The sequence below is a fragment of the uncultured Dysosmobacter sp. genome (genome assembly GCF_947631635.1).
Classification (GTDB): Bacteria; Bacillota; Clostridia; order Oscillospirales; family Oscillospiraceae; genus Oscillibacter.
Genome location: NZ_CANRMB010000017.1, coordinates 1 through 16,150 on the forward strand (window position 1 = coordinate 1; position 16,150 = coordinate 16,150).

The window sequence follows — 16,150 nt, forward strand, 5'->3', positions numbered from 1 at the left end:
AGATTTTTTCCTTCTGATTTTCCGTGTTTCGCGCCGCAGCTTCGTGCCGGACAGTTTGGTTAGAATACCAGACCCCTCGTCAAAAGTCAACCCCTTTTTTCATGATTTGTTCATTTTTTCCATGCGCCAATATTTTTTTCCGAAATTTGGTTTTCTATTCATGTATGCAGCTAATAATATTAATATTTACTATTAGTTGCTCTTATCAATTCAATCTTTCTCTCCACCTTTCTTTCGTCATTTTTACTTTCTGCTGGTTTTTGCCTTTTTCAGCGTATTTTTTAAGAAATGGTCCTTGTCTTTTTTACTCCTGAAGATTCTTGAGCATAAATGGGATACTGCCATGTGCGGCTTTCAAAAGCTTTTCCAATTGAATATCCGGGATCTCTTTCTTCTCCTTTTCGATCCATTCATGGATCATACCCACCACGGAAAGCGTCAAAAGCTCCGTAACAAATTCAATATCCTCCGGCGCCGCCGGCGGCATCATGCCTTCCGCCTCCGCCTGCACGACACGCAGCATATAGGGCCACAGGGTGCGTTTCATGTAGTTCGTCACCGCCTTATGGCTGAGGGAATGATAGGCGTTATATACCAGGGTGCGGTTTTCCCACAGGGAATTCATAACCATATACACCCCTTTATTCCAGTCCTTATAATCCTGCTGTTCCCCCAACAAGGTATCCGCCGCATCCTGAAAAAGCCATTCCATCAACTCATATACATCGTGAAAATGATAATAAAATGTCTGCCGGTTCACGCCGCAGTCATCTACGATATCCTGCACAGTGATTTTTTTCAATTCCCGCTTGGACAGCAGCTTTTTGAAAGACTCCGCAATGGCCCTTTTCGTTTGGAGCGGCATAATGGTCCCACCTTTTCTTTCGCTTTTTTATAATGGTATAATTATAGCACACCTCATCTTCCTCTCAAATGATTTTTTTGTTAAAAAGACCAGGCCGACGGCCTGGTCTTTTCTCCTGGTCTACCCACGCAGCAGGATCGGCTGAAGCTGCTCTCCCCGCAGCGCGGCATCCACGGTTTCAGGCAGCTTTTCAAAGTCCGCGATCAGGGAGCAGGGCTTGGCGGCTGCGTTGTCCTGTCCAAAGGGCACAAAATAGTACTGCTTGCGCACCAGCAGCTCTCCGATATTCCGCGCGCCGGCGGCAAGGCCGTCATTGCTGGCCATGGCGAGGACCACCGGTCTTCCATTCCGCAGGTGAGCTTTTGCCGCCATTGTGACCGCCGTATCGGTGATCCCCGCCGCCAGCTTGGCAATGGTGTTTCCCGTGGCGGGCGCGATCACCAGCACATCCAGCAAGCCCTTGGGGCCAATGGGCTCCACCGACGGAATGTCGCAGAGGACCTCATGTCCCGTCAGCTCCTCCAGCTTTTCCATCAGGTCATCCGACGTGCCGAAGCGCGTGTCTGTAAAGGCCGCAGTCTCCGACACGATGGGGATCACCGTCTCGTACAGCTCCGTCATCCGCTCCAGTGCTTTCAGCACCTGTCCGTGTGTGCAGAAGGACCCGCATATGGCGAATCCGACCCGTTCTTTTCTCATACAGGGGCACCCCGTTCTTCCAAGATGTAATAGACCGCGTCCCGGATGACCGCCGCCGCGGTGCGGGGCACTATGCGCCCCGGCAGGGACCTTGCCCAGATATGGGGCAGGCCCAGCTTTTCCGCTTCCGCCAAATCGATCCCCGGTATGGACGCGAGCTCCACACACAGGCAGTCCCTTGGCAGCTGGGCCAGCAGAGGCGCATCCAGGACCGGAGAGGGGATCGTGTTGAACACCACGCCGAACGGCTCCAGGTTTCCATCCAGAGCGCCTGTCTCCAGAGGCTGCCAGCCAAAGGCTCGGATCCAGGCCAGGTCCTCCGGTTTTCGGGCGGCGGCCGTCACCTGCGCGCCCAAGCCATGGAGCCGGTGGCTCAAGAGCTTGCCGATCCTGCCAAAACCCAGGACCAGGCAGGGCATTCCCAGCAGCGTTTGGTCCAGCTGTTCCATGGCCACCTGGATAGCCGCCTCCGCTGTGGCGGCGGCGTTGGCCACTGTCAGCTCCTCCCGCAGGAAGTAGTCCTCCAGGGCCAGGCCGCAGGCCGCGGCCTCCTGGCGCTGCTGGGGCTTCACCTGTCCGGCCAGGATCGCCTGGCCGGGGCGCAGGCGGCGGAACAGGTCGATGGTAGGCACAGCCCCCTCCTCACAGTTCAATACGCCCTCCCCCTTGCACAGCGGCAGCGGCAGGATCACCGTATCCGCTGATACCGCGCGGTCCAGTGTGCCCTCGCCGCCCGGTTTCCAGCGGTCCAGTCCGTATGTGCGGACCGTATTTCCATCCGCCGCCAGCAGCTGGGCCAGTTCCGCCTGCCGCCGGTCTCCTCCGATGACGCCAAAGACCTTGTTCATCCGGCATTCCCCCTCGCTTCATGGTATGGCCGGACGCCTCCGGAGGTGATTGCCTTTTTGATGCTTTCATGATAGGATGGAGACAAGTTTCTGAAAGGAAGTCAGCCGATGAAGTATTCACACCTGCTCTTTGACGCGGACGATACGCTGTTCGATTTCCCCAAAGCCTCCTCCCGTGCCTTCTCCATCATGTGTGAAGCCCATGGGATCTCCAACTCCCCGGAGATCTATCAGCTGTATCACGAGATCAATCTGGAGCTGTGGGCCGCTTTTGACCAGGGCGAGGTGACTAAGGAATTCGTCACGCTGGAGCGCTATGTCCGCTTTTTCAAGGCACTGGACATCGACGAGGACCCCGCCCAGTGCAACCGGGACTATCTGGCGGCCCTCGGTCAGGTGGTCTATCCCCTTCCCCACGCCGAAGCGGTGTGCCGCACGCTGGCGGAGCGGGGCCACCGGCTGTACATCGTCACCAACGCGGTGGCGTCCGTCCAGCGGAGCCGCCTGCGGAACTGCGCCTTCGGAGACCTGTTCACCGGCGCCTTTATCTCCGAGGAGGCGGGCGCCTCCAAACCCAGCAGGGCCTATTACGACTATGTGCGCGCCTGCGTCCCCGCCATCACGTCGGAAAACACGCTGGTCATCGGCGACTCCCTTGCCACCGACATCCGGGGCGCAAACAACGCCGGGTTTCCCTGCTGCTGGTTCAATCCCGGCGGAAAGCCCCGCCAGGAGGGCCTGCGCATCGACTACGAGGTCACAGACCTGCGGGAGCTGTTGGATATCGTATAATTGCCGCAGAAAGCCCAATCATGGCCGCGGTCCGCGGCCTGTCACAGCGCATGTGCGCTGTGACAGACTTGAAAAGTGGATTTACCACGTTTCAAGTTATTTGATGATAAAGAGAGCGCCGGAGAAGCTTCTCCGGCGCTCCTGTTTTTCACTCCGCGCTGAGCCATTGGGAAAAGTCCAGGTCCCAAAACCATTCCAGCTGTTTCCGCACCTCCATATCCCACTGGGAGACACGGCCCATTCCCCGCACCAGCGGGTCGATCCACCGCTTTTTGGCGTCCACCTGGAGCCAGCCGTCCCCCGGGCATTCCGCGCTCCGCAAAATGCGGGACCAGCCGCAGAACCTCCGCCAAGCCGGACCGCAGACCGGGTCCGCCGCCAGCTTTTGGATGACCGGCCCCTCCGTGCCCCACAGCTCCTCCCGCCGCAGAACCCCCCGGTCCAGCGCCAGCCTCAGCAGGTCCGCCAGAGACTGCATGGCAAAGCGGTCCTCGTCCGCCACATAGACGCGGGCGTTCCGCAGCGCCGTTCTGGTAAAGGCGGCCGCGGTCTCCGGCGTGGAAAACACCAGCTCCGGACGGCCCGCCTCGTCCTCCCCCACGGTCAGGTCTTCATAAAAGCCGCGGAGCTGTTCCATATCGGCAAATCCGTAATTCAGCGCGTTCCCCAGGGTGTATTCCAGCCGGTCCGCCGACAGGGCGGGCGACGGATTGTCGGCAATGGGGTACTGGTGATAATCCGCCGTCTGTTCCACGGTGAGGCCGTATCGCTCCAGCAGAGCGCAGAGCTCCGGCGAGTCCGTGATGCGCTCCGCCGTCCCTGCCTCTGTGGACTCCTGCCGCAGGTGGTCTCCGTTGAGGAAGTCCACCACATGGGCGAAAACCGGCGTGCCGATATCGTGGAACAGTCCCGCCAGGGCCTGTTTCCTGTCCCCGGTAAAATGCCAGACGATCAGCGCCACCCCCAGGCTGTGGTCATAGCGGGAATAGGGGCCGATGCCCGCAAACCGGGGGAAGTGGGTATATTCACACCCGCAGTTCATGCCCACGGCCTTCAGCCGCGCCATGGGCGGCGCGGCTGAAAACTCCTGGAGAAAGGGCGGGATCTCTCTGTGATAGAGCTTCCACAATCGGTTCATAGCATCTCCCATTCCACAGCGGGGACCGTCCCGCCGCAGGACACTGTGTAAAGATAACACTGGTTTTTCCAAAAGGACACCGCGAAGGTGGATTGCCACTCCGCGTCGTGGAACACGCCGTCGGTCCCGATCTCATGGCCCTCGCAATAGTTGACACAGTAGGCATACACCGTTCCATCCTGCTCATGGAAAATGATGTACTGGTCCGCCCACCCCTCTTTGCCGTCCAGCAGCCGGAGGACGCACTCCCGCTGTCCGTCCTGGTCCATATCCACCCAGGCCAGCTTCTCCACGGTCTGCGGTGTGTCCGCAAAACGGTCCACGCCGCCGGGGGCCAGATATTGTTCCAGCGTCGTCCAGCCGGTGTCCCCGCCGAAGCCGTCGGCGGAAGCGCCGTAAAATTCCGCGCCGTCCTCCAGGACTGCCGTGATGGCCCGCCGGGCTGCCTCGTCCCGGTCCGGGCCGGTCTCCCGCCGCTCCCGCTGCCGGCCATAGTCGTAGATGGGCAGGAGCAGCGGCTGATCCGCGCCGGAGCCGGCCTCCTCCAAAAACGTCAGCCCCAGGGTGGTCCGCGTCTCCCGGAGATCTGTACTGCCGGGCACAATATCCGTTATATCGGTATATTCATCCTCCACGGCATACTCCGAAAAGACATCCTCAAAGGTCAATGTGCTGCCCGCCAGACTGATCTTTTGTACATAGTGGCCGCCCATGTGGCCCCAGTTGAACGCCACGGCGTTCTCCCCCGGCCAGGTGTACAGGCTGGAATGGCCGCTGGGAAAGTCCCCCAATTCCACTGCCGTGCCGTCCACCCAGCCGTACACACAGGTGTGGTACGCCGCCTCACAATCCCCATATCGGATGAACATCTCCGGGATGCCATCCTCATTGATATCATAAAGGCAGCAGCCGCTGCTCAGCACCCCGATCTCTGCGGCGTACGCATTGGGGTCATAGTCCGGCCGTTCGATGTTCCGCACCGCCGCCTCCTGTCTGCACAGCTCCCGCAGGAAGTCCGCGTAGGCCCGCTGCCAGTCCGCGCAGCTGGACTCGTCATAGGTGAAGTCCAGTTCCCGCGTCTCACCGTAGCGGTCGATCAGCGCGGTGTTGGGTGTCTGGGTATAGACGCCAGTGACGTCGTCCAGCTCCCCCTCCGCGACGGCCGGAGCACAGCGGTCTGCCAGACATTCGCTGCCGGGGAGCCATGCCGCCATGTCGGTGTATTCCTCCAGCGGCTCGTCCAGTCCCGCCTCCCGCAGGGTCTCGACGCGCAGGGCGCCGTCTGCAACGCTGATCTTGTCGATCCGCTCCACCATCATCTGCCCATAGTGCAGGGCCACGGCGTTCTCCCCCGGCCAGGCGTACAAGCTGCTGTGCCCGCTGGGAAAGTCCCCCAGCTTTTTCACAGCGCCATCCGCCCAGCCGTAGACGTCGGTGCGGCGGTCCGCCTCGCAGCTCCCGTACTGTACCAGAAGCTCCGGCACGCTGTCCTTGTCGATGTCATACAGCCAGTAGCATCCGAGGGGCCGTTCCCGGTCCTCCTTCCCCCACTGTTCCGCATCCATGTCGCACAGTATTTTCAGCTGTGCCCTGTAAGCCTCCCGCCAGTCCATTGCCTCGGGTATCTCCGCGGCTTCCGCCAGTGCCGTGCCCGGCTCCATTCCGCAGCCGGTCAGCACCAGACAGGCCGCCAGCAGATACCCCAAGGATTTTTTCATCACATGCCACCCCCTGTTGTTCTGGGAACAGTATAGGGCATGTCCTCCAGGGAGCTCCACCGCATTTTGGTTACAAATCTCTCGATTTGGTTACAATTTCCCCACCGCTTCCAGCAGGCTGGCCCGGTCATTGGGGAGCTCGCCGTCCACCACGCTGTCCAGCAGCGCCTTCAGCGTCCGCCCGATCTCCGGGCCTGAAAGCCCCAGCTCTATCAGGTCCCTGCCATTCACCGCCAGCTGTTTCAGGGAAAAGCAGGCGTCCGCCGCCAGCAGCTTGTCCAGAATTTCCTCTGCCCGGTCAATCTCCCGCTGGATGCCCCGGTATTCCGGCGCCTGGGCCAGGTTGTCCGCCCGCTTGACGAGAATGAGCCGCCGCAGGTCCTCCTCCCCCAGCGCCCGCAGGGCGCGGCGCAGCCCCCGGTCCGTCCGGGGGATATTCCGGTCATGCCAAGCCACCAGCCGCACCACGGTCTCCCGAAATCCCGTGGGGCATTTCAGCCGCCGGAGCATATTGTCCGCCAGCTCCCGGCTGATCTCCGGGTGGCCGTAAAAGTGGCCGTTCCCATCATCGTCCACGGTGAAGCACCGGGGCTTTCCCACGTCGTGGAGCAGCATGGCGCAGCGCAGGACCGGGTCCGGCGGAACCGCCTCCACCGCGTGGAGCGTGTGCTCCCACACGTCATGGCAGTGGTGGCGGTTCCGATGGTCAAAGCCCACCATGGGCAGGACCTCCGGCCAGAACACGCCCACCACATCCGGGTATCCCCGCAGGACCGCCGCCGCGTCCTTTCCGCACAGCAGCTTGAGCAGCTCCGCCTGGATGCGCTCGGCGGCGATATCCCCCAGCAGCTCCCGGTGTCTGTGGATGCTCTCCGCCGTGGCCGGATCGATGGCAAATCCCAGCACCGCCGCGAACCGCAGCCCCCGCAGGATGCGGAGGGCGTCCTCCTCAAACCGCCGGTCCGGCTCTCCCACGCAGCGCAGGACGCCCACTTCCAGGTCGGTCTGTCCACCGAAGGGGTCCCGCAGGCCGCCCCGCAGGTCCATGGCCATGGCGTTGACGGTGAAGTCCCGCCGCCGCAGGTCCTCTTCCAGGGAAGGGGTGAAGGTCACGGTGTCCGGCCTGCGGTGGTCGTGATAGGCTCCGTCCACCCGGTAGGTGGTGACCTCCACGCTCCGGTGCTCCGCCCGCACCGTCACAGTGCCGTGCTGCAGCCCCGTGGGAAACGCGTGGGAGCCAAACAGCGCCATGGTCTCCTCCGGCAGGGCGCTGGTGGTCACGTCCCAGTCCTCCGGGACCCGGCCCAGCAGAACATCCCGCACGCAGCCGCCCACGCACCAGGCCTCATGGCCCGCCGTCTCCAGTGCCGTCAGCACCCTCTGCACATATTCCGGTATTTTCACTGTCTTTTCACCGCCTTTTCCCGTTGCATTTCCGGCATTTCTGCATTATAATAATTGGGCCTGTCGGAATCGCCTCCGGTCCAGCTGGAAGCCTCTCCGCCTGTCTGCAAAATCTGTGATGATTATATACCGCTTTTCTCCCCTTCGCAACGCGAAAAGCTGTTTTGGAAAGGAAGTCCGTTCCTATGATGAATAATCCCACTCCCATCCGCGACTATCTGGTCGCCGGCAAGCGTGTCCACCTGGTGGGCATCGGCGGCGTGTCCATGTGCCCCCTGGCCGAGGTCTTGAAGGGCAGGGGCCTGACCGTCCAGGGCTCCGACATGACGGACAGCGACACGGTGAAGCATCTCCGCTCCCTGGGCATCTCCGTGGCCATCGGCCACAACGCCGAGAACCTGGGCGACTGTGATTTCGTGATCCGCACCGCCGCCGTGCACGACAGCAATCCGGAGATCGCCGGCGCCGTGGCCCGGGGCATCCCCGTCTATGAGCGCGCCCAGGCCTGGGGCGCCATCATGCAGCACTACCCCAACGCCCTGTGCGTCTCCGGCACCCACGGCAAAACCACCACCACCTCCATGTGCACCCACATCTTCATGGCCGCCCAGGCGGACCCCACCGTCATGATCGGCGGGACCCTGCCCCTGCTCCACTCCGGCTACCGGGTGGGCCACGGCGACACCATCATCCTGGAGTCCTGCGAATACTGCAACAGCTTTCTGTCCTTCTATCCCACCGTGGCGGTGATCCTGAACGTGGAGGCCGACCACCTGGACTTCTTCAAGGACCTGAACGACATCGAGCACTCCTTCCACAGATTTGCGGAGCTGGTCCCCAATGCCGGACATGTGGTGGTCAATGTGGATAATCAGGGCGCGGTGGATTCCGTGGCCGGTGTGGACCGCCCCATTTTTACCTTCGGCCTGGACCACCCCGCCGACTGCACCGCCGCGGGTCTCACGGATGTGGACGGCGCGCCCTCCTTTGACATCATGGTCAAGGGCGAGAAATACGCCCATGTCACCCTTCACGTCTATGGGCACCACAATATTTTAAACGCCTTGGCCGCCGCCTCTGCCGCCTATGTGCTGGGCATCCCCGGCCGCGCCGTGGAGGAGGGACTGGCCGCCTTCACCGGCGCCGGACGCCGCTTTGAGCGCAAGGGTGTTTTCAACGGCGCCGAGGTCTACGACGACTATGCCCACCACCCGGATGAGCTCCACGCCCTGCTGACCACCGCCCGGGAGCTGGGGTATCAGCGCCTGGTGGTGGCCTTCCAGCCCCACACCTACTCCCGCACCGCCAAGCTGTTCGACCGCTTCGTGGAGGAGTTGAAGCTGGCGGATGTGGCGGTGCTGGCGGAGATCTACGCAGCCCGGGAGCAGAATACCCTGGGCATCTCCTCCGCCGACCTGTGCCGCAATATCCCCGGTTCCGTCTACTGCTCCACGCTGGATAAGGTGACGGACCAGCTGCGTCAGCTGGCCCGGCCCGGCGACCTCATTTTGACCGTGGGCGCGGGGGATATTTACCGCGCGGGCGAGAAACTTTTGGCAAAGGAAGCATAAGGAGCCATGGAAATTTCCCCGCTGTACCACAATACCCGCCCCGCGGGAGAACTTCTCCCCCAGGAGGATGCCGCCTTCGGCCTTTTGGAGGAACTGGGTATCGACTATGACCGGGTGTCCAGCGACCCCGCCGACAATATGGAGAAGTGCGCCGCCGTCAGTGAGGTCCTGGGCGTGCCCATCTGCAAGAATCTCTTTCTCTGCAACCGGCAGAAAACCCAATTCTACCTGCTGTGCATGGGACCGGATAAGCCCTTTCACACCAAGGACCTGAGCCATCAGATCGGCTGCTCCCGCCTCTCCTTCGCGCCGGAGGAGAGCCTCTGGGAGCTGCTCCATTGCACCCCCGGCTCCGCTACCCTTCTGGGGCTGATGAACGACACGGAGCACCGCGTCCGCCTGCTGATGGAGCGGGAGGTCTACGAGGCGGAGTACTTATCCTGCCACCCCTGCATCTGCACCAGCAGTTTAAAGCTGAAAACCGCCGACATCCTTCACAAATTCCTGCCTCACACCGGCCATGAGGTCACGGTGGTGGAGCTGTAAAATCGCACAAAACACCCCTGCCCGCATTATGCGGGCAGGGGTGTTTTACTAAATCCTCATCTATATTATACAATACAATTGCCGAAATTGAACCCAACACTGATTTTCTATTTGTCTCCCCGCAGATCACAAAGTCTTGTCAGCGGATTGTGATCTTCTCAGAATACGCTACCGGATGTCCGTCCCAAGTAAGGACATTTCCGACTTTCACATTGGAGATACTAACAGAAACCGCGATCGTATGCCCCGAAATAAAGCTCGTACTAGTAACAGAACCAGACAAGCTGTTTCTCGGTGTAGAGGCTTTTGCAGTAAAACTGTCATACTGTGACTTGCAGCCAAAATAGTCATTCCTTCCTTAGTATATTAAAAAATTATCCATATAACGGTTTACCCTTTTACACATAGCGCAAACGGGTAAACCATTATACAAAGGGAGAGGGCGATACAAACCTGTATCGTCTTCTCTCGTCTTCTCCCTTTGTGCTATTCAAACATCAGTTTAATACTCGGGTTTTCCCACTGATTATCGTCAACGAAATACCCTTCTACATTGTCTTCAAGAAATACTACAATTTTTATCCCATTTTCTGTTTCTTCAAGTGTATAATCTTTTACATATGGATTAAGAGATAATGTTTCCTCTCCAAAAACCTCAGTTGTTATACCCTTTCTTTCTATGTTCACAAACAACACTCTTTCTTCGCCACTTCCTCCTATTTCTATGTAGGGAAGCAACGGAAATCCATCCACTGATTTTTCGGAGTCTTCCTTTGAAGAAAATCCTATGCATATATCTCTAATTCCAAATTCCAAATCTGCGTGTTCGGCGTTCGCTTTATGTTCTGTTCCAACGATTACGCTTTCTGTTAAATTAAACTGCACCGGTTCTCTTACACTCTCAAAAGCTGAATCGCTATCATAAACTCGGAAACACTTTATTGTTTCAGGTGCAGTTCTGTCAACAGACTCGCTGTTCATTCCCGTAGTACGAAAAATATAATAGTTTTCATTTATAATTTCTTCAAGAACAACATGTTCCGGCATTGTCGGAAGATTATACACTGCCCCTTCTTCTAAATCATATAAATCAAATTGTGGTGCGTTTCCTTTTATCTGGGTTTCAACCAAAACAAACCTATCGTTAATTTCATACTTTCCACGAATGTTTTCTGTTGGAAGTTCAATTGGCTTAGGATTGTTTTCTTTTTCTGTCCCTTGTTCATTTATCGGTTCTGGCGCGCAAGACACGAGAAACAAAATCACTACAAGGCAGCAGAGAGCCATTTGCCCTTTCCTCATTATTCGTCACGTCCTCTCGCTGCAATGCCTTTAATAATAGCTCCCCGAGATGGTAAGTAGTCTCAAATTGCTCTGCCCGGCCCCCAAGATGCTCTGAAGGGTTTCATTTCGCCGATTTGCAGAATGGGCGCAAACATAATAATTTGCATTTGTGCGTGATCCAGAAGTTCCCGTTGCCTGAACAATGATATATGTATGATACCATACGCCATCGCTATCTCTAATATGAACCATATCTCCAGCGCAGCCATTCGCCATGCTCCCCGCTTTTCCTGTTGCACCTACCAACCCATCCTTGTCTGCTCCTCCGTCCTCAATGTATGACTTAAAACTCCCGATACTTGTCCACGTACCATTAGAGCATGCTTCAGAACTCGTTGACCACCATTCTCTTCCCGCTGTCTTAATCATGGGTAGGGACTTTGCTTCGATTGCTGCAGCAGTATTCGTTCCATAAAGTCCTGCCCAAACACATTGCGAGACAAAATTTTGGCAATCTTTTGGGTTGTGCTGATCAAACAAATCATTGTACGGTTCTGTATCATAATTACTGTGAGAACTGTTAGAATACTCTAAAGCGTAAGTCAATGCCTGTACCCCACTATACCAATGGAATGTTCTGCTAATCACACCCCGTGCGCTTTGGCTTTCGTTCTGCCTCTTCTGTTCTTCTGCACGAATGTGTTCCGCCTCGATGGTCGGATCCGCAACTGGCGTCACCGCACTATCCGCCACAAATAATGTTGTAACATCAGCAACACCCTCAACTAATCCTTCCAGTTCGTTATTTGTCTTAATTCTGTCGATTTTCCATTCGTTTTCATGTTTAGAAAGTGAAATATTATAAGTAATTCCTCGCGAACTTACAATTCCATCTTCTGCTGAATCCAAGATATATGTATAATTTTCATAAGCAGTAACAGCTGCGGTGTTTCCGTCTACTTTCACCTTATTAATTGTTACCTCGAAGTTCTCTCTCGACACATCCGCGTCAATACTCTGCCTTACAATTTTTTCAAACTGAAAAAGCTTACTACTCGTTTTCTCAGCAAGCGTGTTTCTCACCGCTGGCGCATAAAACTCGGCAAGGCTAATCTCTTTTTCTGATACAAAGTTCTGCTGTTTCTTTTCAAAAAAGTCTTCCGTCAGTGCCCTTACTGCTGCAGCCTCTGCTGTCTCGAATCCGGCATCTTGAGTGGCGTCCAATGCAAAGCCTGTCCCGCCAATAACTGAGACCAGCATAAATAGAACCAGTACCAAAGCGCCCATGCTCTTTGTTTTTCTTTTCATAGTGGTCCTCCTTTCACAAATCGTAAATTCAATAAATTCAATAGGTTACAAATCCTGATACAGATATATCAAAACTGGAATTGTTCCTAACAGCTAGCGTATAATAGCCTCGCTGGTTAACCTCTATGGTCTTATCAAAACTACCATTTTCCGCTCTAAAAGGATAAAACAGACTATCTGGTGCAATTAAGCCAAAATCTACACTAGCAGATCGTGGGGAGTAAACGGCGCTAATTGTTACAGTTTCCCCAGCTTCTAATGGAAAATAGGAACTTGTAACTGCAAGTGTGTTTCCTGGTATATCAATGCTAAATCGTCCCGAAGCACGTTCCACATCGGAATGCACTTCACACACTTCTACACCAGCCGCCTTTGTACTAAATCCAAAACAGCTAACTGCAATCACACAGCTAAACACCATGCATATGTAGTAGGGATACTAAATTCAGTAAAATTCACATAGGTAACATCCACGTCAAAACTTAAAATTTGCGCAGAAGATGCCCAACTGGCAGTTCTGACCGTTACTTGTGTATAAATTTTGGTAGTTCCAATCTTTTGATAAATTTCAATATCAGCAACAATCTCTTCCTCAACAAGTTCCGCCATAGGAGCAATTCCGCTGTCTACGGCAATTATTGCCCGCTGAAGCGGAATAGTCCTTTTTGCCAAAAGAACATAGCCTCCATCCTTGAAGTCCGGCGTCTCCTGGGGTTCCCGTGCAAAAGCTGCCCCAGAAAGCATTCCAACAGTCATTGCAAAAGTCAAAAGGATTGCAGACAGTCTCTTCAAACTTTTCATGAGGCCATTTCCTTTCTTATCTATTTTTTCGTTTTCGTCCTATTCTCAGCAGCAGCCAAGTCATCACGGCGGCAACATAGCAGGCACCGGCCGCCAGACGGATCCGCGGTGCGTGAGAGCTTTCCACAGTAACAGTTCCCAGGGATACCGTACCCGCCCGCGGGAAAATTCCATAAATCAGCAAAACGATAAGCGCAGCTGCCGCCAGCACCCCAGAGCCAGCCAGCAAGGCCGTTTTTCCAGAAACGGCAGGCGCTGCCCACGCCAAAATAACAGATACTGGAAACAGCATTGCCGCGGCAAACGCAGCCATCCGGCCATACAGCGGGGGCAGGACTAGTATTTCATAAACCACAATGAGCAGGAGCATTGCTGCGGGCATGCCAAATTTACAATGACCCATTTTCAAAACAGCGCCCCTTTCTCAATAGTTCACATACCCGGATACCGAAACCGTGCGCGAGGAATTGTTTCTGAATGCCAGCTTATAATTCCCCCGTTCATCTACCCGAAACGATTCTTTTGCATTGCCGTCAAAGGCTGTTACATAATAAAATGCTCCATCGGGACCAATCAGCCCAAAGTCCACTTTTGCAGATGCGGGAGAATAAACAGCGTTGATCGTGACGGTCTCTCCTGCTTCCAGTGGAAAAGTGCTGTTCGCGCTTACAAGCGTCTCTGCGGGGATGTCCATGTTGAAAGATCCGGAAGCCCGTACTGCGATAACCGCAGTTTCAGCACTCTCCGCCTCCGCTGCTCCGGCGCTGACGCTTACGCAAATCGTCACGGTTGCGCAGGCCATCAGCATACACAAAATTTTTCTTAGTCTCACACGTCAACCTCCTTTCCGACATCACCATTGGATGGAAAATTCTCCCTCTGAGACAGGATTCACCTCCTTTACTGTATCTTTCATCAGGTCTAACGGTCCTTCTTTTGCACGCTCTCTCACCACTGCCAGGCAGATCATCGCCCCCAGCGCAAACGCGCACAGGAGAAGCAGCGCCCATCGCGCTTTATCTTTCCAAGTGCCCCGCCGCGGCTCCTCCGGCGCGGCCGCCGCTTTACCCTCCGCAGTGCGCCATTCTCCGCCGCTCCCCTCTTTCCTGCCGTCCACCAGCTCATCCAGCTGCACATCATGCAGCCGGGCCAAAAAGATCATGTTCTCCATGGTGGGGATGGCGGTACCGTTCTCCCACCGGGACACCGCCTGCCGGGACACTCTCAGTATATCCGCCAGTTCCTGCTGAGACAGGTCTTTTTCTCTCCGCAGCCGGGCCAGCTCGTTTCCTAAATCCGTCATCTTCACCTCCGACTGTACCGTGTTTTTTATCAAAAGCAAGCCACTTTTGATTTACACGAGAGCAACTATGGGTTGCGTCGGCCGTTTTTTGGGCCGTTTGCCAACCGGGGCCGCACTCCGTGTCCCTTTTAGTCAGGACCACCCGTATAACGGGTGGCCTGCACTCGCCCCTATAAGGGGCTTTTACTGGCAAAGCCTAAAGGCTTTCGAATTTTATTTCTACTGCATCTGTGCCCTGCTGCCGATTTTTATCGGCGGTGGGGTGCAGTCTTTTTCGTCTCTCCGAGACTTTTTCTTGCTTGGGTTCTTTTCATTTAGTTCCAATGTCTATATTCGTGCTTGTACTCAACCTGGTTGCTTTCTTTGGTCTCTTTTCTTCTCATTTTTCTCCGCATAGGCTTAGCCTTTTTAGAACCACGGGCATAGCCCGTGGTTTTCATTTATACAAAAAAAACCGCCGCCATGTGTCATGGCGGCGGTTTTCGTGCTTACTTGCTCAGGGCCTCGTCAATGGCGTTGGCCGCGGTCTTGCCCGCGCCCATGGCCAGGATGACGGTGGCCGCGCCGGTAACGGCGTCGCCGCCGGCGTAAACCTTCTCGCGGGAGGTCAGGCCGTCCTCATTGACCACGATGCCGCCCTTGCGGTTGATCTCCAGGCCCTTGGTGGTGGACTTGATCAGCGGGTTGGGGCTGGTGCCCAGGGACATGATGACGCAGTCCACATCCAGGTCAAATTCACTGTTGGGGACCTCGATGGGACGGCGGCGGCCGGAGGCGTCCGGCTCGCCCAGCTCCATCTTGATGCAGCGGATCCTGTTCACGTCGTCGTTCCCGTCGGCGAAGATCTCCACAGGGTTGCAGAGGGTCTTGAAGATGATGCCCTCCTCCTCGGCGTGCTCCACTTCTTCCTTACGGGCGGGCAGCTCCTCCATGCCGCGGCGGTACACGATGTACACCTCGGCGCCCAGGCGCTTGGCGCAGCGGGCGGCGTCCATGGCCACGTTGCCGCCGCCCACCACAGCCACCTTCTTGGGGTGCTGGATGGGGGTGTCGGAGCCCTCACGGTAGGCCTTCATTAGGTTGATGCGGGTCAGGAACTCGTTGGCGGAATACACGCCGCGGTAGTTGACGCCGGGGATGTCCATGAACATGGGCAGGCCCGCGCCGGAGCCGATAAACACGGCCTCGAAGCCCTGCTCCTCCATCAGCTCGTCGATGGAGATGGTGCGGCCCACCACGGTGTTGGTGGCGATGGTGACGCCCAGGGCCTTCAGGCCATCCACTTCCTTCTGAACGATGGACTTGGGCAGACGGAACTCGGGGATGCCGTAAACCAGCACGCCGCCGGCCAAATGGAGCGCCTCGAACACGGTGACTTCATATCCCTTCCGGGCCAGGTCGCCGGCACAGGTCAGACCGGCAGGGCCGGAACCCACCACCGCCACACGGTGGCCGTTGGAGGCGGGCTTTTCAGGCGCGGTGGTGCAGTGGGCGTTGTGCCAGTCGGCCACGAACCGCTCCAGACGGCCGATACCCACGGGGTCGCCCTTCTTGCCCCGGACGCAGTACTTCTCGCACTGGCTCTCCTGGGGGCAGACACGGCCGCACACGGCGGGCAGGGCGCTGGTGTTGGAGATGATCTGATAGGCGGCCTCAAAATCGCCCTTGGCGACTTCCTGAATGAACTCAGGAATATGTACCATGACGGGGCAGCCGGTCATGCAGGGCTTGTTCTTGCAGTTCAGGCAGCGCTGGGCCTCGTCCAGAGCCTGTTCCTCGGTATAACCCAGTGCCACTTCCTCAAAGTTCTTATTCCGGACGTTGGGGTCCTGAGAGGGCATGGGGTTCTTTGTCAAAGACATATTCGCCATGA

17 protein-coding genes are annotated in these 16,150 nt (G+C 56.6%); 3 read left to right on the forward strand and 14 right to left on the reverse strand.

Annotated features, from left to right (window positions below):
* Positions 1-304: 304 nt before the first annotated feature.
* From Q0Z71_RS09750 to Q0Z71_RS09760, 3 genes are all read right to left on the reverse strand, one after another.
* Positions 305-865 carry a TetR/AcrR family transcriptional regulator C-terminal domain-containing protein gene (locus Q0Z71_RS09750; protein WP_298021623.1) on the reverse strand — a complete coding sequence of 187 codons (561 nt, stop codon included), beginning with the start codon at positions 863-865 and terminating at the stop codon, positions 305-307.
* Between the two features lie 120 nt (positions 866-985).
* Positions 986-1,564, reverse strand: a complete 579-nt coding sequence (locus Q0Z71_RS09755; RefSeq protein ID WP_298021626.1) for a dipicolinate synthase subunit B — start codon at positions 1,562-1,564, stop codon at positions 986-988.
* Positions 1,561-2,412 (reverse strand): dipicolinate synthase subunit DpsA, encoded by an 852-nt coding sequence (locus tag Q0Z71_RS09760; protein WP_298021629.1) that lies wholly within the window; start codon positions 2,410-2,412, stop codon positions 1,561-1,563. The genes Q0Z71_RS09755 and Q0Z71_RS09760 overlap by 4 nt, the downstream gene beginning before the upstream one ends.
* 108 nt (positions 2,413-2,520) lie before the next feature.
* Here Q0Z71_RS09760 and Q0Z71_RS09765 point away from each other — a divergent pair, with 108 nt between their 5' ends.
* A complete protein-coding gene (locus tag Q0Z71_RS09765) occupies positions 2,521-3,204 on the forward strand; it encodes a YjjG family noncanonical pyrimidine nucleotidase (RefSeq protein WP_298021632.1) in 684 nt (227 codons plus the stop codon).
* 148 nt (positions 3,205-3,352) lie between these two features.
* Here the strand turns inward: Q0Z71_RS09765 and Q0Z71_RS09770 are convergent, their stop codons facing one another.
* From Q0Z71_RS09770 to Q0Z71_RS09780, 3 genes are all read right to left on the reverse strand, one after another.
* Positions 3,353-4,342, reverse strand: a complete 990-nt coding sequence (locus Q0Z71_RS09770; RefSeq protein ID WP_298021635.1) for an HD domain-containing protein — start codon at positions 4,340-4,342, stop codon at positions 3,353-3,355.
* A complete protein-coding gene (locus Q0Z71_RS09775) occupies positions 4,339-6,060 on the reverse strand; it encodes a hypothetical protein (protein WP_298021638.1) in 1,722 nt (573 codons plus the stop codon). Before Q0Z71_RS09775 ends, Q0Z71_RS09770 begins: the two co-directional genes overlap by 4 nt.
* Positions 6,061-6,150: 90 nt before the next feature.
* Positions 6,151-7,464, reverse strand: coding sequence for a CCA tRNA nucleotidyltransferase (locus Q0Z71_RS09780; protein WP_298021642.1), 1,314 nt, complete (start codon positions 7,462-7,464; stop codon positions 6,151-6,153).
* A gap of 185 nt (positions 7,465-7,649) precedes the next feature.
* Between Q0Z71_RS09780 and murC the strand changes: the two genes are divergently transcribed.
* Both murC and Q0Z71_RS09790 read left to right on the forward strand, forming a co-directional pair.
* A complete protein-coding gene (murC, locus tag Q0Z71_RS09785) occupies positions 7,650-9,035 on the forward strand; it encodes a UDP-N-acetylmuramate--L-alanine ligase (RefSeq protein ID WP_298021645.1) in 1,386 nt (461 codons plus the stop codon).
* 6 nt (positions 9,036-9,041) lie between these two features.
* Positions 9,042-9,581 carry a prolyl-tRNA synthetase associated domain-containing protein gene (locus Q0Z71_RS09790; RefSeq protein WP_298021648.1) on the forward strand — a complete coding sequence of 180 codons (540 nt, stop codon included), beginning with the start codon at positions 9,042-9,044 and terminating at the stop codon, positions 9,579-9,581.
* Positions 9,582-10,067: 486 nt separating this feature from the next.
* Here the strand turns inward: Q0Z71_RS09790 and Q0Z71_RS09795 are convergent, their stop codons facing one another.
* From Q0Z71_RS09795 to gltA, 8 genes are all read right to left on the reverse strand, one after another.
* Positions 10,068-10,883 (reverse strand): hypothetical protein, encoded by an 816-nt coding sequence (locus Q0Z71_RS09795; RefSeq protein ID WP_298021652.1) that lies wholly within the window; start codon positions 10,881-10,883, stop codon positions 10,068-10,070.
* A 30-nt stretch (positions 10,884-10,913) separates the two neighbouring features.
* Entirely contained in the window at positions 10,914-12,173 is a 1,260-nt protein-coding gene (locus Q0Z71_RS09800; protein WP_298021655.1) for an amidase domain-containing protein, read from the reverse strand.
* A gap of 37 nt (positions 12,174-12,210) precedes the next feature.
* On the reverse strand, positions 12,211-12,579 hold the full coding sequence (locus tag Q0Z71_RS09805) for a hypothetical protein (RefSeq protein ID WP_298021659.1): 369 nt from the start codon (positions 12,577-12,579) through the stop codon (positions 12,211-12,213).
* On the reverse strand, positions 12,576-12,974 hold the full coding sequence (locus Q0Z71_RS09810; RefSeq protein ID WP_298021662.1) for a hypothetical protein: 399 nt from the start codon (positions 12,972-12,974) through the stop codon (positions 12,576-12,578). Before Q0Z71_RS09810 ends, Q0Z71_RS09805 begins: the two co-directional genes overlap by 4 nt.
* A 16-nt stretch (positions 12,975-12,990) precedes the next feature.
* The gene (locus Q0Z71_RS09815) at positions 12,991-13,383 is read right to left on the reverse strand and encodes a hypothetical protein (RefSeq protein ID WP_298021665.1); all 393 of its coding nucleotides are present in this window, start codon (positions 13,381-13,383) and stop codon (positions 12,991-12,993) included.
* 15 nt (positions 13,384-13,398) lie between these two features.
* A complete protein-coding gene (locus Q0Z71_RS09820) occupies positions 13,399-13,806 on the reverse strand; it encodes a hypothetical protein (RefSeq protein WP_298021668.1) in 408 nt (135 codons plus the stop codon).
* Positions 13,807-13,827: 21 nt separating this feature from the next.
* Positions 13,828-14,277 carry a helix-turn-helix transcriptional regulator gene (locus tag Q0Z71_RS09825; protein ID WP_298021671.1) on the reverse strand — a complete coding sequence of 150 codons (450 nt, stop codon included), beginning with the start codon at positions 14,275-14,277 and terminating at the stop codon, positions 13,828-13,830.
* A 488-nt stretch (positions 14,278-14,765) separates the two neighbouring features.
* The gene (gene gltA / locus Q0Z71_RS09830) at positions 14,766-16,148 is read right to left on the reverse strand and encodes an NADPH-dependent glutamate synthase (protein WP_298021674.1); all 1,383 of its coding nucleotides are present in this window, start codon (positions 16,146-16,148) and stop codon (positions 14,766-14,768) included.
* Positions 16,149-16,150: the final 2 nt, after the last annotated feature.